Source organism: Actinomyces sp. oral taxon 170 str. F0386, assembly GCF_000195595.1.
Taxonomy (GTDB): domain Bacteria; phylum Actinomycetota; class Actinomycetes; order Actinomycetales; family Actinomycetaceae; genus Actinomyces.
The window spans coordinates 90,048-113,854 of the sequence record NZ_GL882540.1 but is presented as its reverse complement, the minus strand read 5'-3'; the positions used below and the strand labels follow the sequence as shown (position 1 = coordinate 113,854).

Genomic DNA, 23,807 nt, shown 5'->3' with positions numbered 1-23,807 from the left:
CATATCTGCTTCCTACGTCAGATCAACCGCCGCCTCACCAACGATCTGCGCCAACGAGAGGGGATGGGCGGACATGTGCGACCGCAGCTCCTGTGTGGGCCCCAGGAGCTTTCCGGCCTCTGCCCACACGGAGCAGAGAGTCAGTGTGTACTCGGCCTCACGGGCGCGGCCCTCGGGATGAGTCAGCTGATGATGAGCCTCGTCGAGGAACTCCGCTACCGCATTCGGCCATACCACCTCGAACAGTGATCGACGCATGACATCCGCCTCGACAGTCAGCTCCTCGTGAAGAACCGTCAGGCTCAACCGTTCATCGGCATCAATCTCCAGGACGCCTTCGGGACCGCGAGGACTCGAGACATTGGGATGCCACACGATCTTTCCGTCGGTCTCAGGAAGCACAAGGCTTCCTGCCGCCGTGAAGACGGTGACTCGGTGGCCAACATGCACAAAGTCGTCCGGATTGAACGGGTCCATCTTGTTGACCACACGAAGAGACACAGGGATTCCCCTGAACGACGCGGACAAGCACGTGAAGACGTCAGAACGCGCCCCCTGCTCCTCGACCCTCCAGGGGGTGAACCCGTCAGCGATTCTCCCAATGATGTCCAGCATGGAGTAAAGAAAATGGATGCTACACTCCGCCTCGACCTGGATGATCCCGAAACGAGCGCGCAGGACCTCCACCATCCTCAGGTAAGTCCTGATCGTGGAGCTGTAGCGGTAGAAGGTGTTGACGAGAAAGCCGCAGCCGGCCATTGACGCTTCGCGGTAGCACGCCACCGCATCACGCTTGTCGATGGGATGCTCCATGGCCACATGCTTGCCTGACGACAGGAAGCGTTGAGCCAAGCGCGCCCCGTCACCTCCGACGACTCCGGACCTGACCACGACCAACGCCATGTCATGCTCAGGGAGGTCATCGATCTCAGTGCACAGGGGCACCCCCTGGTCCTGCGAGAACTGACGAGACTGCTCACTGCCCCGCGAGAGTATGCCGGCCAGCTCGTAACGAGAGGAGCGAAGACGAATACCCGCAGCATAGAGACGCCCGAAGGTGGTGCCGCACACCACTGCCCGCAGCCTACTCATCCCTCACTCCCCCTGAAGCCCTCAGAACACACTTTCCAGAACCACTCATTCCATAGAACAGCCAGTCACGGTCCGGTCAAGAAAACTGATCACAGGAAACCGGATTCGATCAGCTCAGACTCATGGGCACTGGGACCCACAGCCGTCGTCGCCTCCTCCGCCTCAACGCTGACGCCCATGAGGCGCAAGGCATCCAGAAGCGGGTCCGCTTTCATGAGCTCATACCCCCACACGACCCCCTCCAGGCCGTCCGCTTCGAGCGCGCGAACCACCGACTGCGCCAGAAAGGCCGCTGTCAGCTCACTGCTGTCCCGAGAGCGGACGGTCATCGTGCTCCGGTAGAGCTTGCCTCGAAGATATCCGCGCGCTGTCACCTGGATGACGAACCAGTTCTTCTTGCCCGCATCCAACCTTGATTTGGCGTCGTCGATCTGAGAGAGCACGCCGATGAGATCATCCGTATCGTCCTCCTGACTGCACGTCATCGCCTTGAGAAGGAGGTGCAACGAGTCTCGATCCGGAATCACCAGGATTCCCGTCAAGGCGGGGACGCCGAAGTCAATCGCCACCCGGCGCAGCTCGTCCGTCACAAAAGGAGAGCGAACACTGTCATCGTCCACTGGGAAGGCATCAGTATCTTCCGCCTCCTCCGCCCTCTCAGCGTAGGGGCGGGGACGGCCGTCCAGCACCATCTGGTTGGGATAGCCGTATCCTTCACGCGTACTGAGAATGACGTCGGCGAATCCCGCGACGCCGCCCTGCTCCCTCCCGCCGCTGCAGACGGTCACCGCGCTGCAGACGTCCAATCGCGAAGCCAGATGGCGCACCAGCAGCCCGCTGAGACCAGGGGTGCAGCCCGCGTTGATGATTCTCAGGCCCTGCCCGCGATATCCATCAAAGAGGTTGGCACCGAAAGGATCGATATAGACCACACTCGCCGGCAGGGCTGCGGCGACCCTGTCTGCGATGAGGTAGGACGGGCCAGCGCAGTTCACCAAGGCACGGCACCCACGGGCGAACCTCCGCACGCTGTTCGGTTCATGAGCGTCAACGACGACGGAGTCCTCGTCGGAACCTCTCCTGGTCCGGTTGCCACAGACCACCTCGTACCCCGCACTGCGCAGGAGCGCGACCAGCACCCGCCCAACAGCACCGCGGGAGCCGATGACCCCGATGCGGTGCCCGCTAGCAGTTTGCGACAAGACGCCTCCCACAGATCGGTTACCGAGCAACGGAGGCGCACGACGCTGACGTCATCTCCGGTGGCGCGCTCCGCAAAATATACTGTTTCTTTGGTTAGGTATACTTTGCCTTAGTTAATGTTCCGTGTCAATGCCACCCCAACCCGACTAGGGAACGCAGGGATCGAGTACTCCGGACCACGGAGAACCTCCACTCCTCCCGCAAGGCCGATCCGCACAGCTGTCAGATACACTGCAATATTCGCTGCAATCACTGGACTCTAGAAGAGCTAACGCGCACTCTTGGTCGCGACAGCCAACTCTCTTTGCCTACAGCCGTCGAGTGTGCAACTCGCCGCTACTTTGATTACACGATGCCGTAAAAATAGGGATTCATCTCTCGTGTCCAGAGGTGCCGCCGTCAGGCAACGGCGAGCCAGGCGATAGCCACCAGCGTCCAGGCGAGCACGACGACTCCCCAGTCGCGCGCTCTCCAGGGCTCGTCGGTCATCTCGGTGCGTCGTCGGTGGGCACCGAAGGCGCGCGAGTCCATGGACAGGGCGACGCGCTCGGCGTGCTGGATGGCCAGGATCATCAGCGGCAGGATTGATCCGACCCAGCGGACCACAGGGGCCAGCAGCCCCCAGCGCCGTCCGATTCCACGCAATGCCCTGGCGGTGCGCAGGAGGACGAAGTCGTCATGGAAGCGGGTGATGAAGGCGATGGCCGCGGTGCCCGCCGCCCCCAGACGGTAGGGCACATGGAAGGTGGTGGTCAGGGTCCGGATGAGAGCCTCAGGGTCGGTGGAGACGCCGGAGACGAGGATGAGTGCGACAAGCGCACCGATGCCGGTACCTCCTGTCACCGCGTCACCCAGGTCGTAGAGGCGCGCAGCAGTCTCCTGGTGGTGGCTTCCGCTACTGAAGATCCAGATCATGAGCGCAGTGACCGTCCAAGGGGCGACCACCGAGGCGATAGTGCGCCGCAGGGAGGCGCGCGCGGCGACGACGAGGAGCGAGGAGATCAGCAGGACGCCCAGGTTGAGATGGTGGTTGCGCAGGGCGAAGACCATCACCATGACGGGCAGGACCGCCAGGAAGGGGGTGAGGGGGTTGAGGGAGGAGAACAGGCCTCGCCGCGGCTGGGGCCTGGGCGGGACCGGGGGAAGGCAGGGCGATCCGGAAGGCGAGGCATCCGCCTCGACGTCGACTGTCCTGGCCGTCTCACCGGCGTCCTCGGCCGCGGCGACCCTTTGCGTTGGGTCCGGGCCCGTTCTGGTTCGCACCGTCGGCCGAGGCAGGGCGATGATGTGGGTGCAGTGGTCCAGGGCGAGCTCGAGGTCGTGGGTGGCCATGATGACCGTACGCCCCTGGTCGCGCAGCTGGTCGATGAAGTCCATGAGCTCGCGGGTGTTGTCCCAGTCCTGCCCGTAAGTGGGCTCGTCCAGGACGACGACGTCGCGTTCCTCGCTGACCATGGTGGCCACGGAGAGCCTGCGGGCCTGACCTCCCGAGAGGGTCAGGGGGTGGTAGTCCCGATGGGCAACGAGGTGGAACTGCTGAAGGAGCCGGTCAACCCTCGCCTGTGAGGTCCCTCCGACGGCGAGCTCGGCCCCGACAGTGGTGGCCACGAACTGGTGCTCGGGGTTCTGGAAGACGTAGCCGACCAGGTGCCGGCCCTTGCCCACCCTCCGGCCACCGACGACCGCCCTGCTCGCGACGGAACCAACGAGGCCGGCCAGGGCGGACAGGATCGAGGACTTGCCCGCGCCGTTGGGGCCGATCAGCCCCACGAGCTCTCCGCCACCCAGCCGCATCGACACGTGTGGAGAGCGCCCCGGCACCTCGAGGTCTATCAGCTCGACACTGGTTCTGGGCTCCGACCGGGCGCGGCCGGCGAGCGCGTCACGGGTGTCGATGGCTTCGACCTGCTGCCAGTTCTCAGCGGAGTCCCGCGTCTGCTTCTCCAGGTAGCGCACCTCGACGTCCGCGCACAGATCGGCGAGTCGCGGCACATGGATTCCGGCTTCGGCGCAGGTTAGTGGTACGTCAGGTGCGGAAGAGCTCGCGGGGAGGCTATCCTCGACGTCACGCAGCGCCCGAGGCATCCACACGCCGGCACCGGTCAGCTCGCTGCGGTGCCCCGTGAAGACCTCGCGCGGCGAGCCGACGGCGATGACGCCTCCGACGGTATCGAGAGCCAGGACCTGGTCCACGACGGGCAGCACCGGGTCGAGGTCGTGGTCGATGACGACGACCGCCGTCCCGGAGGCCGTCAGCGAGGAGATGAGTGCGTAGAACTCCTCACGGCCAGTGGCATCGATGGTGCTGGTCGGCTCATCGAGGACGAGGAGCTGTGGGCGCATGGCCAGAGCGACGGCGACCGAGAGCCGTTGGCGCTGTCCGCCTGAGAGCACCCAGGGGTCGTCCCAGATGCGCTCGATCAGCCCCACCGCACGCAGGGCGCCCTCGACCCGTGCCGTGATCTCGGTCCGAGGCAGGCACAGGTTCTGCAGGGGGAAGGCGACGTCGTCGTGGACGGCGCGGGTGACGACCGCGGCATCGGGGCTCTGACCGACATAGGCGACGGTCTCAGCCAGGGATTGGACAGAGGCGTCGGCGACCTCCGTGCCGGCGAGGTTCAGGCTACCGGAGTACTCCGAGGGCAGGCAGTGCGGGATGAGACCGCACAGCGCACGCACCAGCGTGGTCTTGCCACAGCCCGACGGGCCGATGACAGCGGTGACCTGGCCGCTCAGATGGGTCAGGTCGACGGAGTCCAGGACCCAGTTCTCGCGTCCGAGGTAGTGGACGCTGAGGCCCTCGATCTTCACCAGCACCGGTTCCGCCGGCTCGCTCGAAGGCCGTTCCACCGCGGGTACCGCGGGTGCCGACTCAGGCACGGCCGGTCACGCGGTGGTCGATGCCGACGCCGGCGCGGTTGAGCAACCGGGTCAGGACGATGGTGATGCCGCCGCCGACAAGCGCCGAGACCACGGCGATGATGACGCCGGTGCCCGCGGAGGCGATGCCCGCCGAGGCGCTCATGACGGAGACGTACATGATGCCGTTGAGCAGCCCGAAGGTCGCCGCCGAGATCAGGAAGGACCACCAGGTCCACTTCCGGTAGAGCATGAGGGCGAGGGGTACTTCGACGAAGACTCCGCCGATGAGGGTGCCGATGATGGCGGCGGGACCGGTCGGAGTGGTGAAGACACTCATGATCCCCATAAGAAGGGCCGCGATCATGACGGCGCCGGGGCGGCGCACGACGGTGGCGGGCAGCAGGAAGGGAACGAGCCACAGCCCCATGATCGCGCAGCCCAGGAGCACTGCGTCTCGGGAGGCTCCCGCCGCAGGAGCCAGATAGTTCAGGGGCACCAGGAGGATCATCGAGACGACGGCCAGAGCGGCGATCATCATGAGGTTGCGGGTTCCCAGGGCGGAGTCGGCCAGGCCCGAGCGCGACGAGGTGCGAATGACGGGTCCTTCCTGCTCAGTCGCCTCTGGCGAGCGGCTGGTGGTGCTCATGGTTTCTCCTTGCGTGTTCTCACAGGTCACGGTGAACAATCCGACGTCGTGCCGGAGCACCGAGGACGCTCCGCATCAGGCGCGCCAGCGCGATGACCGTACATCTACTCCGACACCACAGTTTTTGCAAATCATTATCATTATTGACTTATACTGAGAACCTTCTCGACCCGATCACGCAACCGACACGGAGAACAAGCCGCCAGCCAGGACGATGACTCCAAGACCCTCCCCTCACCTCATCTTCTTTGGTGAGGCATACCTAAGTTTCTACTCCTTCTCGGAGCTTCCCGCAAGGGCCGAACAGGCACGGAACAGCAGCAAGGCTATGGGAACTATCCGTTGAAAAACGGAAAACCGGGTGATGAGCTGACGCCGAAGGATGCCGAGGGCGAGGCCCGGAGGAGACTCAGCCCGGGGCTCCCAGGCCTCCGCGTCCCACGAGGTCGATGCGGTGCATCTCCTCGGGGTGCAGGTGCTTGACCCGCTCGGTCAGGGCCTCGGCGGCCTCATGAACCGTCGCCAGGGGGTCGGACAGGTCGACCGGTGCGGTGGGCGGCGAGTCCAGGCGCAGGCTCTCCCAGGTCACCGAGAAGTCGGCGCCCACCTCCAGGCAGGCCGCCACGAAGGCTCCGCGCAGGGCGGCGCGCGTCATCGGGGGCGCGTGGTGAGCGCGCTCGATCTCCTCCGGTTCGCACAGGCGCGCCATGGCCCCTTGCGCGGTCAGGCGCGGGGCGAGTCCGGTCTCGGCGTTGAGGTCGTGGTAGGCCAGATCCACCCGCGAGCGCAGGGCCTCCAGCGCCTCGCCGGACAGCCGGGGGTGGCGCTCGCGCTGGGCGCGCATGAGGTGGCGCTTAATCGCCCAGTCGATCTCGGTGTCGATGGAACCGGCGTCGTGGTGGCGCAGCGCGGAGATGACGCGGGGCGCCAGGTCCTCCAGCAGGTGCTCGGCGCCGCGGAGGAAGTCGGGCACACCGGCGTCGTCCAGGTAGGAGGTGAGCCGTTCCAGGAAGGCCTCCTGGACGTCGACGGCGGTCAGGCGACGGCCGTCGATGGTGGCGGCCGGGACGTCTCCCCAGGGGCTCTCCCCCAGTGCGGACAGCGTGGCCAAAGGGTCGGCCAGGGAGAGGTCGGTGAAGTCCCAGCCGGCCTGGAGCGCGTCCAGGAGCAGGAGGGTCACGGCGCTGCGCAGTCCCGTCGTCGGCTCAGCCATGGTGGTGTCGGCGCAGGTGACGTGCAGGCGGCGCAGGCGGGCGGCATCGGCGTGGGGCTCGTCGCGGGTGTTGACCAGTGCTCGCTGCCCGGTCGTGTCGGCGGAGGTCAGGGCCTTCAGGTGCGGGGCGCGCGGAGACAGGCCCCAGGCCGCCTCTTCGTCCCCCGCGCCCGGGCCGTCCATGTTCCCGTTGGCGGCACCTGCCCCCAGAGGGCGCCCGGAGCCGACCAGGACGGGGCGGGTGGCCAGGAAGGAGGTGAGCACCGCCATGACGGCCTCACCGCTCCCGCCGTCGACGCCCTGGGCCCCGGGCGCGTCATCGAGCAGGTGGCGGGGCACGGAGTAGCTCTCGTGGCAGCCGTAGGTGTGACCGGCCGAGTCGGTGTTATTGGCCAGGAGGTGGAGCCGGGCCGGGGTTCCCCGTTGAGCGAGGCTCGCGGCGGCGCGCTGCGCCATGGCGGCCAGGATCGCGCGCCCGGCCTGGTCCTGGGCGATGAGGTCGCGCACACGCACGCACTCGGCGGTGGCGTACTCGGGGTGGTCACCGATGTCGAGGTAGAGGCGCCCACCGTTGGGCAGGAACAGGTTGGTGCTGCGGTATCCGGCGGGTCGGTGACGGAAGATGAGCGTCGCCGCCCGCTCCACGTCTGGCAGGTCCCCCTTTGCGGCTGCCTGCGGCCCGGCGGGGGCGCACAAGACGCCGAACTCGGTCTCCAGGCCGGTGACGCGCGGGCCCGGACCGCTGGCGCTCACTGGCCGCCCTTCTGGACGAAGCCGCGCACGAACTCCTGGGCGTCGACGGCCAGGACGTCGTCGATCATGTCCAGGACCGACTCCAGGCCCTGGCCCCGGGCAGGTCCGGCGGGGGCCGGCCCCGGATCGTCGTCGGGGGCGGGGTCGTCCTGACGGCTGCGGGACGGCTGGGCGAACTCACTCATGTCTATTCTCCTGACGGGGTGGCGGGTACGGTCACGGCTTCGGTGGTCGGCGCTAGGCGGTCCAGGCGCTCGCCCGTCAGGCGCGTGAGGACCTCGACGACGTCGGCGGCGCCCTCGACGGCCGGTGACGCGGTGGCACGGGTGAAGGACAACGGGTCGGTCAGGGGCAGACGGCGCTGGTCCTTCTCACCGGTCTCCAGGACCATGGAGTGCCAGCCGGCGGCGACCACCTGTCCGGGATAGGCGTTCACGAGCCTACCGCGCAGCCAGGCCCGGGTGGTGGCGGGCGGCTCGGCAAGGGACACCTCCCCCATCTGCTCGTCGAGCCCACCGCAGGCGTCGACGCCGGCGGGCACCCGCTCGGCCAGACCTCGCCCGGCCGGGGACAGCTCGGACCAGGCCAGGTCGACGGCATGGAGGACATCGCGCCCGCGCGCACCGGGGTGGCGGCGTGCGGTGGCGTCCAGGAGCTGCTTCTTGGCGACCCACTCCAGGTGGCCGGCGGCGTCCGACTCGTTCCCACCGTCGCGCAGGGCCTGGAGCTCGCGCAGCGAGGCCTGCCAGAAAGCGAGGATCGCGCCGGTCTCGGCTCCGTCGGTGTCTGCGCCGTCGGCCAGCGCCGACAGGTCCGGGCGCAGGGGGTCGCCCACCGGCGCCGGCGCCGCGCGTCCCTGGTCCCCCAGGTGGCCGCGCACCGTCTCGAGGTACTGCTCCAGGATCTCCAGGGCACTCAGGCGCCGACCGTCGGCGAGCTCGAGCGCGCCGCGAAGGCGGGTGTCGCGGGAGACCTCCCGGGCCTGGGTCACGGGGTCGGCCAGGCGCAGGTGGCGCCAGGAGGCGGGGACGCCGTCGGCCAGGACCTGGAGTACCAGGGAGGTCATGCCGAGCTTGAGCCAGGTCATCGTGTCGAAGCAATTGGCGTCCCCGGGCACCAGGTGGAGGCGCCGCCAACGCTCGGGGTCGGCGTGGGGCTCGTCGCGGGTGTTGACCAGGGGGCGGTCCACCGTGGTTCCCAGGCCCACAACCTTCTCCAGGTAGTCGGCCCTCTGACTGATCTGGAAGTCAGCACCCCGGGCCACGGCCCCAATGCCGACCCGGCCGGAGCCCACCAGGAGCGGGCGGACGACGAGCAGCGGCACGAGGGCTTGAACGAGGTCGTCGAAGTCGATCGCGCGGGGCACGAGGTAGTTCTCGTGGGTGCCGTAGGTGGCGCCTTTGCCGTCGACGTTGTTCTTGAACAGGCGGGCCGCCACCCCACGACGGCGCAGCAGCTCAGCTCCCCGGGCCACCAGGAGGTCCCCGGCCCGGTCGGCCAGGGTGGCCTGGGCGGGCCCGGTGCACTCGGGGGTGGCGTACTCGGGGTGGCCGTGGTCCACGTAGAGGCGTCCACCGCTGGACAGGCAGGTGGCGGTGCCGCGCTGCCAGGCCTCCTCCTGGGCGGTCAGCCGCGCGACGACGGTGGTGCGTAGGCGCCCGGGGACGGGTCCCTCGGCGGACGCGGCTCCAGGGATGTCGGTGAGCATGGATGGGTCGACCGCTGAGCGGTCCACCTCGAAGCCGCGGGCGTCGCGCAGGGGGTACTCCCCCGAGTAGTCCCAGCGCACGCCCGGGCAGCGCCCCTGCTCGCTCTCGGTCTCCAGGCAGGCCGCCACGACGTCCTCGGGCTCAGCACCGAGGATGCCGTACTCGGTCTCCATCCCCATGACCGTCATCTCGCGGCCGGGGGTCCGCTGGGCGCTCGTCGATGCCACCGTCCTCACTCCTCCCGGGGGCGCTGGAGCACGGTCATGGAGGTCACCGGTGCGCCGCGCCGCCCGCTGACGCGGGCCCAGTCGTCGGGGTGGACGGTGGCGGGCAGGCCCTCGTTCTCCATGATCTCCTCGATGACGGCGCGGTGCAGGTGCTCACTGGTCAGACCGCGCCTCCCACTGGTGACCAGGTCCTTGACGGCCGCCTTCTTGGCCCGGTCGACGATGTTGGCGAGCATGGCGCCGCTGACGAGGTCGGCGACGTGGAGGATCTCGACCTGCCCGTCGGAGCGGGTGAGCTCGACCATCTCGGTGGCGCGGCGGCGGGTGTAGAGGGTCTCGACCACCTGGCCGATGAGAGCGTCCGCCGCTCCCTGCGCGCCGCCGTGGGCGGCCAGGAGCTCCTCGCTGATCGGGAGGTCGGGCGTCAGGTAGGTCGCCAGGATCTCGGCGGCGCCGTCCCGGTCCGGCCTGCCGATACGGATCTTGACGTCCAGGCGACCCGGTCGCAGGATCGCCGGGTCGATCATGTCCTCGCGGTTGGTGGCGCCGATGACCACGACGTTGTCGAGCTCGTCGACGCCGTCGATCTCGGCGAGCATCTGCGGGACCACAGTGGTCTCCACGTCCGAGGACCGCCCCGATCCGCGGGTGCGGAACAGGGAGTCCATCTCGTCGAAGAAGACGACGACGGGCACCCCGGTGGCGGCCTTCTCCCGGGCGCGGGCGAAGATGACGCGAATACGCCGCTCGGTCTCCCCCACGTACTTGTCCAGCAGCTGGGGCCCCTTGATGTTGAGGAAGTAGGCCTCGCCGCGCCCTCCGGCACCCAGGGAGGCGGCGACGGCCTTGGCGATGAGGGTCTTGCCGCAGCCGGGCGGGCCGTAGAGCAGCACCCCGCGCGGCGGGGTGAGCCGGTGCTCGCGGTAGAGGTCGGGGTGCAGGAAGGGCAGCTCGACGGCGTCACAGATGAGCTCGATCTGCTCGCCCAGTCCCCCGATGTCGCCGTACCCGATGTCGGGCACCTCCTCCAGGACGAGCTCCTCGACCTCGGAGCGCACCACGGGACGAAGCGCCATGCGCACGGCCAGGTCGGCCACGAGGGCGTCGCCGACCCGAGGGCGGTGGTCGGTCAGGGTCGCCGAGAGGCTGAGGACCTGCTCCTCGTCGTGGCGGGCCAGGACCAGGACGGTGCCGTCGTCGTAGGTCTCCTTGACGGTGACGACCTCTCCGAAGCGCGGCGAGGGGCAGATGGCGGTGATGACGAGGTGCTCGTTGAGGACGACGTCGTCGCCCGGGTGCAGGGAGGAGGACACGACGGCGGGCCCCACGCCCACCCGGTGGCGCCTCCCGGCGATGGAGACATCGGCGGTGCGTGCGGTGGCATCCACGGCCAGGACCGTGGCGTGCGCCAGGGGCGGGAGCTGAAGGGCCTTGACGTCCTCGTGCAAAGCCGCCAGCTCCTGGCGCGCCGCCCTCAGGGCGTTGGCCAGGTGGGTGTTCTTGCGGCTGAGAACGCCGGCGCGCTCACTGAGCTCGCGCAGGCGGTCGGTCACGTCCGACGATGTCGCCGGCCCTGACGACTCGCTACGCCCAACCGTCCCCTGATCCATACGGCGTCCTCCTTGATTCCGGCCTGGTGCCGGTCGGGCGAGACTCGACCGGCATAATCGAAGTGGGCGGCCGAGTCGGATCCGGGCACCGCGCACGTGCGCGGGTACAGTGCGGCGGCCACCGCCGGTACGCAGTCCTGGTCCTCCTCGACTCAACTGGTACAAGCGTACCAATCTATGCGCGTTTCGTAACCCGGATGGACGCTTTGGGGGCGACCGAGTGCCTCCGAGGCCTGCCGACCTCACACCGGGCCATGTCGAGGCCTGCGGCCGCACCGTGACAGAATCGGCCTCATGTCTGAGACCTCCCCGAGCCACACCGCTGCCCCGTCATCGTCCAGCCGTCTGCTGCCCTCCGAGCCTCACAGCCCGCGAGTGCCGGCCAAGGTGTCGACCGACGGCCTGGAGACCACCTGGGGCGAGCGCTGGGAGTCCGAGGGAACCTACGCCTTCGACCGCAGCGCCGAGCGCGCGGAGGTCTTCTCCATCGACACCCCGCCGCCGACGGTCTCCGGCTCCCTGCACGTGGGACACGTCTTCTCCTACACCCACACCGACACGGTGGCCCGCTTCCAGCGTATGCGCGGCAAAGCGGTGTTCTACCCCATGGGCTGGGACGACAACGGCCTGCCCACCGAGCGCCGCGTCCAGAACTACTTCGGGGTGCGCTGCGACCCCTCCCTGCCCTACGACCCGGACTTCACCCCGCCGCACGCCGGCGGCGAGGGCAAGTCGATCAAAGCCCGCGACCAGGTGCCGGTCTCGCGTCGCAACTTCGTCGAGCTGTGCGAGCGGCTCACGGTCGAGGACGAGAAGCAGTTCGAGGCCCTGTGGCGCCGCCTGGGCCTGAGCGTGGACTGGTCGCACACCTACCAGACCATCGGTGAGCGGGCCCGCAAGGTGGCCCAGACCGCCTTCCTGCGCAACCTGGAGCGCGGGGAGGCCTACCAGGCGGCGGCGCCGGGCCTGTGGGACGTCACCTTCCAGACGGCGGTGGCCCAGGCCGAGCTGGAGTCGCGCGAGTACCCCGGCTTCTACCACCGCCTGGCCTTCCACATCGCGGATGAGGAGGCCGCCGCCAGGGCCGAGGCCGCCGGCGCTCCGGTGGAGAACGGCGTCGACGTGTGCATCGAGACCACCCGCCCCGAGCTGCTGCCCGCCTGCGTGGCCCTCGTGGCCCACCCCGACGACGAGCGCTACCAGCCGTTGTTCGGCACTACGGTGGCCTCCCCCGTCTTTGGCGTCGAGGTGCCGGTCCTGCCGCACCCGGCCGCGGAGAAGGACAAGGGTGCCGGTATCGCCATGTGCTGCACCTTCGGCGACACCACGGACATCGACTGGTGGCGCGACCTGCAGCTGCCGCTGCGCGCCATCCTGCGCAAGGACGGCCGCATCGAGACCGAGACGCCCGAGTGGATCACCTCCGAGGCGGGCCGCGAGGCGTACGGGGCCATGGCCGGCAAGACTGCATTCTCCGCCCGTGAGGCCGTCGTGGCCCGGCTGGCGCAGACTGGTGAGATGCACGGTGAGCCCATCAAGACGGTGCGTCAGACGAACTTCTTCGAGAAGGGCGACAAACCCCTGGAGATCGTCACCTCCCGCCAGTGGTACATCCGCAACGGCGGCAAGGAGTGGACGAACCCGGCCTCCGGCGCCGACCTGCGCGACGAGCTGCTCGAGCGCGGCCGCCAGCTGGAGTTCCACCCCGACTTCATGCGCGTGCGCTACGAGAACTGGGTGCGCGGCCTCAACAACGACTGGCTGGTCTCGCGCCAGCGCTTCTTCGGCGTCCCCTTCCCGCTGTGGTACAAGGTCGGGGCCGACGGCGAGGTCGACTACGACGCGATCCTGACCCCGGACGAGTCCGAGCTGCCGGTGGACCCCTCCTCCGACGCCCCGACCGGCTACACCGAGGACCAGCGCGGTAGGCCCGGCGGCTTCGTCGGCGAGCTCGACATCATGGACACCTGGGCCACCTCCTCCCTGTCGCCCCAGCTGGCCTCGGGCTGGCTGACCGATGAGGACCTCTTCGGCCGGGTCTACCCGATGGACCTGCGTCCGCAGGGCCAGGACATCATCCGCACCTGGCTGTTCACCTCGGTGGTGCGCGCGGATCTGGAGTTCGCGGCCCTGCCGTGGAGGAACGCAGGCCTGTCGGGCTGGATCCTGGACTCCGACCACAAGAAGATGTCCAAGTCGAAGGGCAATGTCGTCACCCCCATGGGACTGCTGGAGCAGTACGGCTCCGACGCCGTGCGCTACTGGGCGAGCTCGGCCCGCCTGGGCCTGGACGCGGCCTTCGAGGAGACGCAGATCAAGATCGGCCGCCGCCTGGCCATCAAGGTCCTCAACGCCTCCAAGTTCGCCCTGTCCATGGGGATCCCCTGGGACGCCGACGAGGCCACCGTGGCCGCGGCCCCCGCCCCCTGCCTGGACGCCTCGGTGGTGAGCGAGCCGATCGACCGCGCGGTCCTGGCCGCGCTGGCCGACGTCGTCGACGCCGCCACGGCGGCCTTCGAGGAGTTCGGTCACGCCCGGGCCCTGGAGGTCACCGAGTCCTTCTTCTGGACCTTCTGCGATGACTACATCGAGCTGGTCAAGGACCGGGCCAATGACTTCGACGGATCTCACGACGCCGCCGCCGTCCGCTCGGCGCGGGCGACGCTGGCGATCGCCGTGGACACCTTCGTGCGCCTGCTGGCCCCCTTCCTGCCCTTCGCGACCGAGGAGGTGTGGAGCTGGTACCGCACCGGCTCGGTGCACCGGGCCGCCTGGCCGCAGTCCGGTGGTCTGCGGGAGGCCTCCGCCGGGGCCGACGCCGAGCTAGTGGCCCGCGCGGGAGTCGCCCTAGCGGCGCTGCGCAAGGTGAAGTCGGAGGCCAAGACGAGCCAGAAGACGCCGATCCTCTCAGTGGCGCTGGCCGTTGCTGCCGACCGGCCCGAGTACGCCGAGGCCATCGAGGCAGTGCGTGCGGACCTGACCGAGGCCGCCAAGGTCACCGGCCCCTTCACCGTGGAACAGGCCGCCCAGACGGCGGACTCCGAGTCGGCCGACGGCGCCTCCCCGGTGACGGTGACCGCCGCCGAGCTCGGTGAGGCCCCGGCCAAGCCGGCCAGGAAGAAGTGAGCCGCTGGCAGCCGGCCTTCTGACGGACGGTGGCGTACCCCGCGTGGGGCGCCACCGTCCGTTGTTCTAGGGCGCACCGGGCAGGTTCAGGGGATCGGTCCGCGCCCGAAGGCTCAGCAGGATCCGGTACTCGATGAGGACGAAGGCAATGGCGGCCAGCAGGGCTGCAAGAACGTCGATTCGGCTCTGAGTCACGCAGTCGCGTGAGAAGAAGGGGGTGAGCCGGGAGTCGAGCGAAGTGAGACGCTCCCCGTTGCAGCTCAGCGTGTCGTCCCTGTAGTCGTCCTGAATGCTGGCGTTGCCGACCGTATAGCCCCAGGCGAGCCCGATCATCAGTGCGAAGGCACCACCGAAGGGAAGCCAGGCGAGGCAACGGGGCAGGTGGGCTCGATTCCGCCGGGACAGCGCCACCGCGACGACGGCGATCGCGGCGAACACGATGCTCACCCCCAGCGCCATCAGGTCGGCTCGGTGGCGGATGTCATCGGGAGGACTGGGACGTGCTGGATCAACGATCTCGTCGCCTACCACTGAGTACCCACGGGTGTCGTTCCCGGTCAGGGTGAGGTCGTGGCGGTTCGTCTCCAAGCTGGTCGTACCGGAACCATCTGCGTAGGTCTTTGATGTGGAGACCTCGGCTATCGAATGAACGCTGCCGTCATCCTGGTAGGTGGCCCTGATGCGCCTTACTTCGCTCGTCGCGGAGGTCACTGGGATGCCGTCCTGAGCCAGTCGCTCACGCAGATCGCGGATGGTCGTCTCGGCGCGCGTGGGTGGCGATGCCCCCGTGGAGGCCTCCGCGTCAGTCCACTCAACATCCAGCACCGCCTGATGCTTCTTGATCGCTGACAGAATGAGGTCAGGGTCGGGCTTGTCCCGCACCGCCTCCTGAATCCTGGGGACCAGCCATGGGAGTACGGTCAGACAGACTACGGACACAGCCAGGAGTCCGACGACAACACTGACCACCCGCGTCCTGTTCGGCGACATCCCATCACCTCTCAGCGCACTTCTCCCGACATCGGCTCACCACCGAGTCTGGCACATTGTGCAACCATCCGGCTGACTTCGCGTCTGCGCATCAACTCCGGCAGCGCGCTGTAGATCCACGGTCACTCAGCACTGCGGACATGAGCGTGCTGCGCTCGGCCGGAACCGGTTCTCCCCTGAGGCGGGCCAGCAGCAGAGAACCCACTGCAGCCCCCATCGCCTCGCGGTCCACGCTGAGCTCGCTGAAGGCCCCCTGACGGCCGCTGTCCTGCCTGACCCCGAGGGTGAGCACGGACAGGTCCGCAGGAATGGACAGTCCACGGGCCTGTGCCGCACAGACGAGCCCCACCACGGCCGCCGGGTTGTTGGAGACGACGGCGGTGCTCGCCCCCGCCAGGCCGTCGGCTCCCACGATGTCGCCACCGGCCAGTGCCAGCTCCGGCACCTGGCGCACGAGGACATCCACGCCCAGGTTGTCCGCGGCACGCAGAAGCTCACGGGCCTGGTCCTGGCGCGCATGGGAGTAGTCGTGGGCGGTCTCCCGCATGAGTGCGACGATGCACCGGTGCCCGAGTCCGGCCAGGTGATCCACGGCTGCGCGCGCCATCTGGGCGAAGTCGGTATCAACGCCCGGGGCCCCACCGCTCCTGGCTGAAGCACCGATCAGGACGGTGGGAACCTTCTCATCTAGGAGCATCGCCTCACGCTCGTCATCCTCAGCCACGTCCATGAGGACCACGCCCCCTAGGGCACCGGAGCGCACGAGCGAGCGCAGCTCGATGAGCGGAGCGGAGGACTTCATGGCCGGGATGACGACCTGGATCCCGCTGGGCTCCAGGGCCCGGCGCACACCGTCGACATAGTCGAGGTCGTTGGCGTCGATGGTCGAGCGCTGACGCCGGAACAGGATCCCCACGGTGCGCAGCACCGGCGAGGCCAGGGAGCGGGCAGCGATGTTGGGCTGGTAGTCGAGCTCGCGCACGGCCCGCATGACCCGCTCGCGGGTGCTCGAGCGCGTCGAGCGCTGACCGGAGAGAACGTAGGTGACGGTCGAGGGCGACACCCCCGCCGCCCTGGCCACGTCAGCGCGGGTCGCCGCCATCGAGTCCTCCCGCAGGTAGCTCCAGCCAGCAGGCTCCATTGGGCGGCACGACGAGTCCCGTCCCGCCCTGATCGTCCGGGTGCCAGGAGGTGAGGAGCGGGCCGCCGGAGCCCTTGAGAGTCACCGAGTGATCGGTGGTGTTGAGGACGACGCCTGTCATTCCGTTGCGCAGGACAAGGACTCCGGGTTCTGACACCAGCCACTCTACGGCCCCACGGCCGAGCCGGCGCTCACGGCGCAGGGCGATGGCCCGGCGGTACAGGGTGAGGGTGGAGCCCTCCCGCCCTTCCTGGGCCTCGGGTGAGTACTGGCCCCAGCCCTCGGGCTGGGGCAGCCAGGTGCGGCCGGTGGTGTTGTAGCCGTGCGAGGCCCCGTCCCGCGTCCAGGGCAGGGGGACGCGGCAACCGTCACGCCCCGGCACGAGGTGGTTGGTGCGCTCCCACAAGGGGTCCTGGCGGGCCTCGTCCTCCATGGTGGTGTGCTCGGGCAGCCCCAGCTCCTCGCCCTGGTAGAGGTAGGCGCTACCGGGCAGACCCAGCATGAACAGGGTTGCGGCGCGTGCCCGAGCCAGGCCGAGCTCGACGTCGGGCTGAGGGTCCCTCGGTCCGATCCCGGGATCGGTGTCCATATCGGCGGGGTAGGACAGACGGGAGGCGTGGCGCACGACGTCGTGGTTGGACAGCACCCAGGTGGCAGGAGCCCCGACGGCCCCGTACTCGGCCAGGGAGACGTCGATGACCCGGCGCAGCTCGACGGCGTCCCACCCGGCGACCAGGAAGGGGAAGTTGAAGGCCTGTCTCATCTCGTCGGCACGCACGTACAGGGCGGCATCCGCCTCGGTGGGTACCCAGGCCTCAGCGACCATGAGGATGTCCGTGCCGACCTCGTCCAGGACGCGGCGCCACTCGCGGTAGACGTCGTGGACTCCGGGCTGGTTGAAGGCCGGGCCGACATCGGGCAGCTTCTCACGCCCGGCCCCGTCCTCGGAGCCGATGACGTTCCACCGGTCCGGGCCGAGGTCGTCGTCAGGCAGGCCCTCGGCCTTGACCAGTCCGTGGGCGACGTCCACGCGGAACCCGTCAATACCGCGCTCCACCCAGAAGCGCAGGAAGGTACGGAAGTGCTCGTGGACGTCCTCGTTGGACCAGTTGAAGTCGGGCTGCTCGGCGGCGAAGAGGTGCAGGTAGTACCAGCCCTGGTCCTGGTTGCGCCCGGTGAGCGGCTCCACCGGCTGCCAGGCCGGTCCGCCGAAGAGCGAGCCCCAGTTGTTCGGGGCACCGTCATCGCTGTGGCGGAAGATGTAGCGGTCCCGCTCGGGGGAACCGGGACCCGCGGCCAGGGCGGCCCGGAACCACTCGTGCTGGTCGGAGGAGTGGTTGGGGACCAGGTCGATGACTATGCGGATGCCGACGGCGTGAAGGTCGGCGATGAGGGCATCAAGGTCCTCCAGGGAGCCGTACTCGGGAGCCAGGTCGAAGTAGTCGGACACATCGTAGCCGGCGTCAACCTGGGGCGAGGGGTAGAAGGGCGAGAGCCACACGGCGTCGACACCGAGCGCGACCAGGTGGTCGACGTGCTCCCGGATCCCCTGGATATCGCCGATGCCGTCACCGTTGGCGTCGGCGAAGGAGCGGGGGTAGATCTGGTAGATGACGGCATCGCGCCACCAGGCATCGATGTCAGTCCGCCGTGTCAGAATCTGGGAGCGAGAGTCGTCGGTTGAGGTCATGGGGCGGGTCCTGGTCGGGCCGCGACGTTGCGGCGAGGCGGATAGGAAGAGGTAGCAGGAAGGACAGTCACGGAACGGACTGCAGAGGCCCAGACGTCCTCTGCGGGGCGGCGGCGCCGTGCTGCCGCCCCGCAGAGGGATACGGGTGACGCGCGAACCCTATAGCGGTCCGGGTGGCCGCATCGGCGCTACTGCTTGAGGCCACCGGCGGCCAGACCCGCCACGATCCGACGCTGGAAGAAGAGCACCATGAGGACCAGCGGCAGCGTCATGATGACGCCGGCGGCCATCTGGGACCCGAAGGGCGTGTTGAACTGGGAGTCCCCGGTGAACTTCGACAGCAGCACTGTGGCCGGCTGCATGGAGGGGTTGACGATCATCGTGACGGCCACGAGGAACTCGTTCCAGGCGCCGATGAAGATGATGATGGCGGTGGTGAAGATTCCCGGTGCGGCCAGTGGCAGGATGACCTTGCGGAAGGCCTGGCCGGGGGTGCAACCGTCGACCATGGCGGACTGCTCCAGCTCCTGGGGCATCTGCCTGAAGAAGCTCGTCAGGTTCCACACGGCCAGTGGCAGTGAGAAGGACAGATCCGGGACGATCATTGCCTGGTAGGTGTCCGTCCAGCCCCAGGCGGCGAAGTTCTTCAGCAGAGGCACGATGATGGCCACGAGCGGGAACATCGAGGTGGCGATGATGAGGAGCATCAGCACACCCTTGCCCCGGAAGTCGAGGCGCGCCAGGGCGTAAGCGGTAAAGGTCGCTACGGCCAGCGCCACGATCGTCACGACGATCGACACGACCAGGGAGTTGATCAGGCCGTTGGCGAAGTCGTTCTTCGAGGAGAAGACCGCCTTGTAGTTCTCGAAGGAGACGTGCCGGGGCCACCAGCTGTTCTCGAAGATCTCCTTGTCAGGACGCAGGGAGGAGACCAGCATCCAGTAGAAGGGCGCCAGGCAGTAGATGACGATGAGGACGATACCGACGGTGGAGAAGACGCTCCCCCAGTCCCTCTTGGTCTTGTTGACCGGTACGGCGGTGGAGGTGCTCATGCCTGCTGGCTCCTTTCAGTAGCCGTCTGGGAGACCGGGGCGGAGGAGCCGGAGCGCTTGAAGAAGGCGCTGACCGGCAGCTTGCGCTCGTTGCGCTTGCGTCGAGCCTCATCGTTGCCGCTGAGGTCGGTGTTGGTGATCTTGAGGAAGGCGATGGCGAAGACGAAGACGTAGAGGAACAGGATGAGGGCGTAGGCCGCGGCGCTGCCGAAGCGCGAGTTGGAGCTCTCGTCCTGAACGAGCATGGAAAGGGTCTCCACGCTGCCCTTCCGGGGGCCGATGAGGATGTAGGGCAGGTCGAACATGCGCAGGGCGTCCAGGGCGCGGAAGACCACGGCCACCACGAGCGCGGGCTTGACCAGCGGCAGGGTGATGGAGGTGAAGCGCTTCCAGGCGCTCGCCCCGTCGATCTTGGCCGCCTCGTAGACCTCGTCGGGGATGAGCTGGAGCCCGGCCAGGGTGAGCAGCCCGATGTAGGGGGCCGTCTTCCACACGTCGGCGATGATGATGGCCGTCTTGGCGCTCAGGTCCCCCGAGGCCCACATCACGTGCTGACCCAGGATGGCGTTGGCGACGCCGTTCTGGTTGAAGATCCAGCCCCACAGGATGGCGGAGACGGCCGTGGGGATCGCCCAGGGCACGAGGATGGAGGCGCGCACAATGCCACGCCCCTTCATCGCCTTGTGCATGATGAGCGCCATGGCCACGCCCAGGACGGTCTCCAGGAGCACGGTGACCACGCCGAAGAGGGTCGTGTTGTAGAAGGCGACCCAGAACCGCTCGCCGGCGCTGGTGAAGATGTCGGTGTAGTTCTTCAGGCCCACGAAGGGCTCGGTGGTGGAGAAGAAGCCATCGTCCCCCAGCCGGGGCCGCCCGTAGAGCGACTGGTAGAGGGACTGGGCGATGGGGATGAGGATGACGATGGTCAGCACCAGCACCGTCGGTGAGATGAGCAACCAGGCCAGACGGGCCTGTGCCTTGGAGCTCTTGGACTGGTGATTGACGACTTGTTCGGAGTGCGTCGTTGTACTCATGGGTGTCCTTTGACCGTCCTTGTGACTGTCGTTGTTGGCATAACCGGTGTGTCTCAGGGCTCTGCCCACGGCAGCAGCCGTTGTGCCGGAGGCCTTACCCCTCCAGCTTCTTCAGCTCGTTGCTCAGGGCGGTGATGACGTCCTGAGAGGACCGGCTTCCCGGCTGCTGGATCGCGGGGTAGATGCTGTCCTGGATCTTCGCGGTGACGTCGCTGTAGAAGACGGCCTGGGGCCGGCTCTTGGCGTTCTCAAGGCTCTTCTTGAGGATCGGCAGGTAGGGGAAGTCCTTGAGGAGCTCGGGATCCTCATAGAGGGAACCGAGGATCGGTGCGAGTGTCTGAGTTTCCAGTTGGTAGCGTTCGGAGTCCTCGCTGATCCACCACTTGACGAACTTCAAAGCGGTGGCCTTGTTCTTCGACGCCTTGGTGATGGCGCAGTTGTGTCCGCCCAGGGTCGGAAGGAAGGCCTTGCCGTCGATGCTCGGCAGGGCGGCGACGTCGAACTTCTCCGTCCCCAGGGCGTCCTTGCTGTTGGCGTACTGGTAGGGCCACTGGCGGTAGAAGAGGAGGTCGCCCTTCTCGAAGGCGTTACGGCCGTCCTCCTCCTTCCACTCCAGGGACTCCTTGGGGATGTAGCCCTGGGAGAAGCCGTCGATGAGCCACTCCAGCCCCGTGGCCGACTCGCTGGAGTCGAGGATGACCTTGTTGTCGTCGTAGAAGCCGCCGCCGGCGGTGTGGATGAATTCCGAGGCACAGCAGGTCAGCCCCTCGTACTTGGCGAACTGCCCTCCGAAGCCGCCGATACTCTCGTGACCGGGCAGTGCCCGCACCGCGTCGATGGCGGTCTTGACCTCGTCCCACGTCGTCGGAACCTCGACGCCGGCCTGTTTCAGGAAGTCCTTGCGGTAGAACATCACCGGGGCATCCGTGTGGAACGGAACGGCGAAGAGCTTGTCCTTGTAGATGCCTGTCTGCCAGACGGGCTCAAGGATATCGTCGTTCTTGAGCTCATCCTCGGGCAGCTCGACCACCCACCGGTTGGCGGCGAACTCGGAGACCCAGACGTTGTCCAGGGAGACGACGTCGTAGGCGTTGGAGTTGATCCTGGCGGCATTGACCAATGCCGTGCGCTGCTGGTCGGCCTCCGCGGAGAGCTCGATGAGCTTGACCTCCTCGCCGGGGTTGGCCTTGTTCCACTCATCGATCCTGGCCTGGACCTTGCCGGCCGAGTTGTCCTTGCCCTGGACCCAGGTGATCGGTCCGGTGCCTTCAAAGGTGACGGGGCCGTCGTCGTTCCCGCTGGAGGTGGAGCAGGCCGCCATCGAGGCCAGCGCCGCCGCCAGGGCCGAGCCCTGGATGAACTGACGACGGGGTAGGGGAGTCATGCGTGTTTCCTCCTTGAAACTGCTTCGGAGCCAACCGGCTCCGTTCCGGAAGGACCCACATCGTCGACGCGCGTCGACTTGGGCATGAGACTCACGTTACACACCAGTAACCGGCCGGTCAAACCGTTTCGTATTCGTTTTCTCCAGTCCCTGCGACAGGAGCCCCGCCCCAGCACGGACGCCGGTCCGCGCGATTCCCCCGTGACTCCTCTGCGATCTCCGCAGGGCCGCCTCGAGCGGCCTGTGAAAACCTCCACAGCCGCCCTCTCGTTCTCTCGCCTCAACGAAACGTCGCCTTCCCGGTGGCCTGACACAATGACCCTGTGAGCTCTCGCCCCTTCTCGCCCCACGATGCCAGCACCCGGCCGCCGCGCTACCCCGGCCACATGACCGGCGGGGTCTCCGGCACCGAGATCCCCTTCCAGCCCGAGGCCCACTGGTCGGTTCCGTGGCTGCTCGCCGATCGCATCGCCCGCACCGGCGACAAGCCGCTCGTAGCGCGAAAGTCCTCGGTGTCGGGTGACTGGCAGGAGGTCTCGGCCCGCGCCTTCGGTGAGGAGGTGGCCCATGTGGCTGCCGGCCTCATCGGCATGGGGCTGGAAGCGGGCAGCGCCGTCGGCATCATGGCACACACCTCCTACGACTGGTTCCTGCTGGACATGGCCATCGCCCGAGCGGGCCTGATCTCGGTCCCCATCTACGAGACGAGCTCGGCCGAGCAGATCGAGTGGATCGTCTCCGACTCCGACGTGTGCCTGGTCATCACCGAGAGCGGCACCCTGGCCGAGCTCGTGCGCGGCGCCGTCGCCGGCATCGGGCACACGGTCGAGGTCCTTGCCCTGGACTCCGACGCCGTCACCACCATCGTCCAGGCCGGCTCGGGCGTCAGCCCCTCGCAGGTGGACCAGCGTTCCAACGCCCTCAAGGTTGACGACGTCTACTCCATCATCTACACCTCCGGCACGACCGGCCGCCCCAAGGGCGTCAGGCTCACCCACCGTAACGCCGTCGGCATCCCCTACCACGGGGTGCGTTACCTTCCGGGCGTCCTGTGGGGCGGTAACGTGCGCCTTCTGCTGTTCCTGCCGCTGGCCCACGTCTACGCCCGCTGTCTTCAGCTGCTGTCCCTGGCCGGGGAGGGCGTGCTGGGACACACTCCCGATGTCAAGACGCTCCTGCCGGATCTGCAGTCCTTCGCCCCCTCCTACGTCCTGGCCGTCCCCCGCGTTCTGGAGAAGATCTATAACGCCGCCGATGCCAAGGCCGGTGGCGGATCCAGGCTCAAGCTGTTCCGCTGGGCGGCCAAGGTCGCCATCGCCTACTCCCGGGCCCTGGACACCTCCGATGGGCCCTCACGTCGCCTGCGGCAAGCCCATGCGGTGGCCGATCGCCTGGTCTTCCGCAGGATCCGGGCCCTCATGGGCCCCAATGCCCGTTTCATCATCTCCGGCGGCGGACCGCTGGGGCAGCGTCTGGGCCACTTCTACCGCGGACTGGGACTGGTCATCCTGGAGGGTTACGGCCTGACCGAGACGATCGGGCCGGTCAGCGTCAACACCGACTGGCTCAACAAGATCGGCACCGTCGGCCCGCCCGTGTGCGGCAACGAGATCCGCATCGGTGAGGACGACGAGATCCAGGTGCGGGGTCTGGGTGTGTTCTCCACATACCACAACAACCCCGAGGCCACCGCTGACTCCTTCACGGCAGACGGCTGGTTCCGCACCGGCGACATCGGCGCCCTCGACGAGGACGGATACCTGCGCATCACTGGGCGCAAGAAGGAGCTCATCGTCACCGCCGGCGGCAAGAACGTCGCCCCCACCCAGCTCGAGGACCGGCTGCGCGGCCACCCGCTCATCAGCCAGGTGCTCGTCGTCGGGGACGGGGAGCCCTTCATCTCCGCGCTCATCACGCTGGACAAGGAGATGCTCCCCCAGTGGCTGCGCAACCACGGGCTGGCGGCCATGGACGTCGTCGAGGCCTCCACCCATCCACAGGTCCTCGCCGCCCTGGACCGGGCCGTGGCGCGCACGAACCGCGCCGTCTCGCGGGCCGAGTCGATCCGCACCTTC

At 68.0% G+C, this 23,807-nt stretch carries 16 protein-coding genes and 1 pseudogene; 2 read left to right on the top strand and 15 right to left on the bottom strand.

The features are described from left to right. Positions 1 to 12: 12 nt before the first annotated feature. From HMPREF9056_RS07930 to arc, 9 genes and pseudogenes are all read right to left on the bottom strand, one after another. On the bottom strand, positions 13 to 1,092 hold the full coding sequence (locus HMPREF9056_RS07930) for a Gfo/Idh/MocA family oxidoreductase (RefSeq protein ID WP_009404181.1): 1,080 nt from the start codon (positions 1,090 to 1,092) through the stop codon (positions 13 to 15). Positions 1,093 to 1,181: 89 nt separating this feature from the next. Next, a complete protein-coding gene (locus tag HMPREF9056_RS07925) occupies positions 1,182 to 2,024 on the bottom strand; it encodes a saccharopine dehydrogenase (protein WP_253269982.1) in 843 nt (280 codons plus the stop codon). A gap of 54 nt (positions 2,025 to 2,078) precedes the next feature. Beyond that, positions 2,079 to 2,306: pseudogene (locus HMPREF9056_RS14995) on the bottom strand (NAD-dependent epimerase/dehydratase family protein); the annotation flags it as partial. Positions 2,307 to 2,694: 388 nt separating this feature from the next. Further along, complete coding sequence (locus tag HMPREF9056_RS07920; protein ID WP_034514299.1) at positions 2,695 to 5,106, bottom strand: ATP-binding cassette domain-containing protein; 2,412 nt, start codon at positions 5,104 to 5,106, stop codon at positions 2,695 to 2,697. 61 nt (positions 5,107 to 5,167) lie between these two features. After that, a complete protein-coding gene (locus HMPREF9056_RS07915) occupies positions 5,168 to 5,803 on the bottom strand; it encodes an ECF transporter S component (protein WP_034514265.1) in 636 nt (211 codons plus the stop codon). A 409-nt stretch (positions 5,804 to 6,212) separates the two neighbouring features. Further along, positions 6,213 to 7,769 (bottom strand): proteasome accessory factor PafA2 family protein, encoded by a 1,557-nt coding sequence (locus tag HMPREF9056_RS07910; protein ID WP_009404172.1) that lies wholly within the window; start codon positions 7,767 to 7,769, stop codon positions 6,213 to 6,215. Beyond that, positions 7,766 to 7,954 carry a ubiquitin-like protein Pup gene (locus HMPREF9056_RS07905; RefSeq protein WP_009232257.1) on the bottom strand — a complete coding sequence of 63 codons (189 nt, stop codon included), beginning with the start codon at positions 7,952 to 7,954 and terminating at the stop codon, positions 7,766 to 7,768. The genes HMPREF9056_RS07910 and HMPREF9056_RS07905 overlap by 4 nt, the downstream gene beginning before the upstream one ends. Before the next feature lie 2 nt (positions 7,955 to 7,956). After that, positions 7,957 to 9,705 carry a proteasome accessory factor PafA2 family protein gene (locus tag HMPREF9056_RS07900; RefSeq protein ID WP_253269981.1) on the bottom strand — a complete coding sequence of 583 codons (1,749 nt, stop codon included), beginning with the start codon at positions 9,703 to 9,705 and terminating at the stop codon, positions 7,957 to 7,959. A gap of 5 nt (positions 9,706 to 9,710) precedes the next feature. Beyond that, entirely contained in the window at positions 9,711 to 11,315 is a 1,605-nt protein-coding gene (arc, locus tag HMPREF9056_RS07895; RefSeq protein ID WP_009404159.1) for a proteasome ATPase, read from the bottom strand. Positions 11,316 to 11,609: 294 nt separating this feature from the next. Between arc and valS the strand changes: the two genes are divergently transcribed. Next, positions 11,610 to 14,441, top strand: coding sequence for a valine--tRNA ligase (gene valS, locus HMPREF9056_RS07890; protein ID WP_034514263.1), 2,832 nt, complete (start codon positions 11,610 to 11,612; stop codon positions 14,439 to 14,441). Between the two features lie 66 nt (positions 14,442 to 14,507). On the opposite strand, the gene HMPREF9056_RS07885 is transcribed toward valS, so the two are convergent. The 6 genes from HMPREF9056_RS07885 to HMPREF9056_RS07860 form a co-directional block, all read right to left on the bottom strand. Further along, positions 14,508 to 15,431: a hypothetical protein gene (locus tag HMPREF9056_RS07885; protein ID WP_009404155.1), complete on the bottom strand. Its 924-nt coding sequence runs from the start codon at positions 15,429 to 15,431 to the stop codon at positions 14,508 to 14,510. 91 nt (positions 15,432 to 15,522) lie between these two features. Beyond that, a complete protein-coding gene (locus HMPREF9056_RS07880) occupies positions 15,523 to 16,533 on the bottom strand; it encodes a LacI family DNA-binding transcriptional regulator (RefSeq protein WP_034514261.1) in 1,011 nt (336 codons plus the stop codon). After that, positions 16,514 to 18,262 (bottom strand): glycoside hydrolase family 13 protein, encoded by a 1,749-nt coding sequence (locus HMPREF9056_RS07875; protein WP_009404150.1) that lies wholly within the window; start codon positions 18,260 to 18,262, stop codon positions 16,514 to 16,516. Before HMPREF9056_RS07875 ends, HMPREF9056_RS07880 begins: the two co-directional genes overlap by 20 nt. A 188-nt stretch (positions 18,263 to 18,450) precedes the next feature. Further along, a complete protein-coding gene (locus HMPREF9056_RS07870) occupies positions 18,451 to 19,314 on the bottom strand; it encodes a carbohydrate ABC transporter permease (protein WP_009404148.1) in 864 nt (287 codons plus the stop codon). Next, on the bottom strand, positions 19,311 to 20,348 hold the full coding sequence (locus HMPREF9056_RS07865) for a carbohydrate ABC transporter permease (RefSeq protein ID WP_009404146.1): 1,038 nt from the start codon (positions 20,346 to 20,348) through the stop codon (positions 19,311 to 19,313). The genes HMPREF9056_RS07870 and HMPREF9056_RS07865 overlap by 4 nt, the downstream gene beginning before the upstream one ends. Before the next feature lie 94 nt (positions 20,349 to 20,442). After that, complete coding sequence (locus tag HMPREF9056_RS07860) at positions 20,443 to 21,732, bottom strand: ABC transporter substrate-binding protein (protein ID WP_009404144.1); 1,290 nt, start codon at positions 21,730 to 21,732, stop codon at positions 20,443 to 20,445. Positions 21,733 to 22,055: 323 nt separating this feature from the next. Here HMPREF9056_RS07860 and HMPREF9056_RS07855 point away from each other — a divergent pair. Continuing rightward, the coding region (locus HMPREF9056_RS07855) for a long-chain fatty acid--CoA ligase (RefSeq protein ID WP_253269980.1) at positions 22,056 to 23,807 on the top strand (1,752 nt) is incomplete at its 3' end.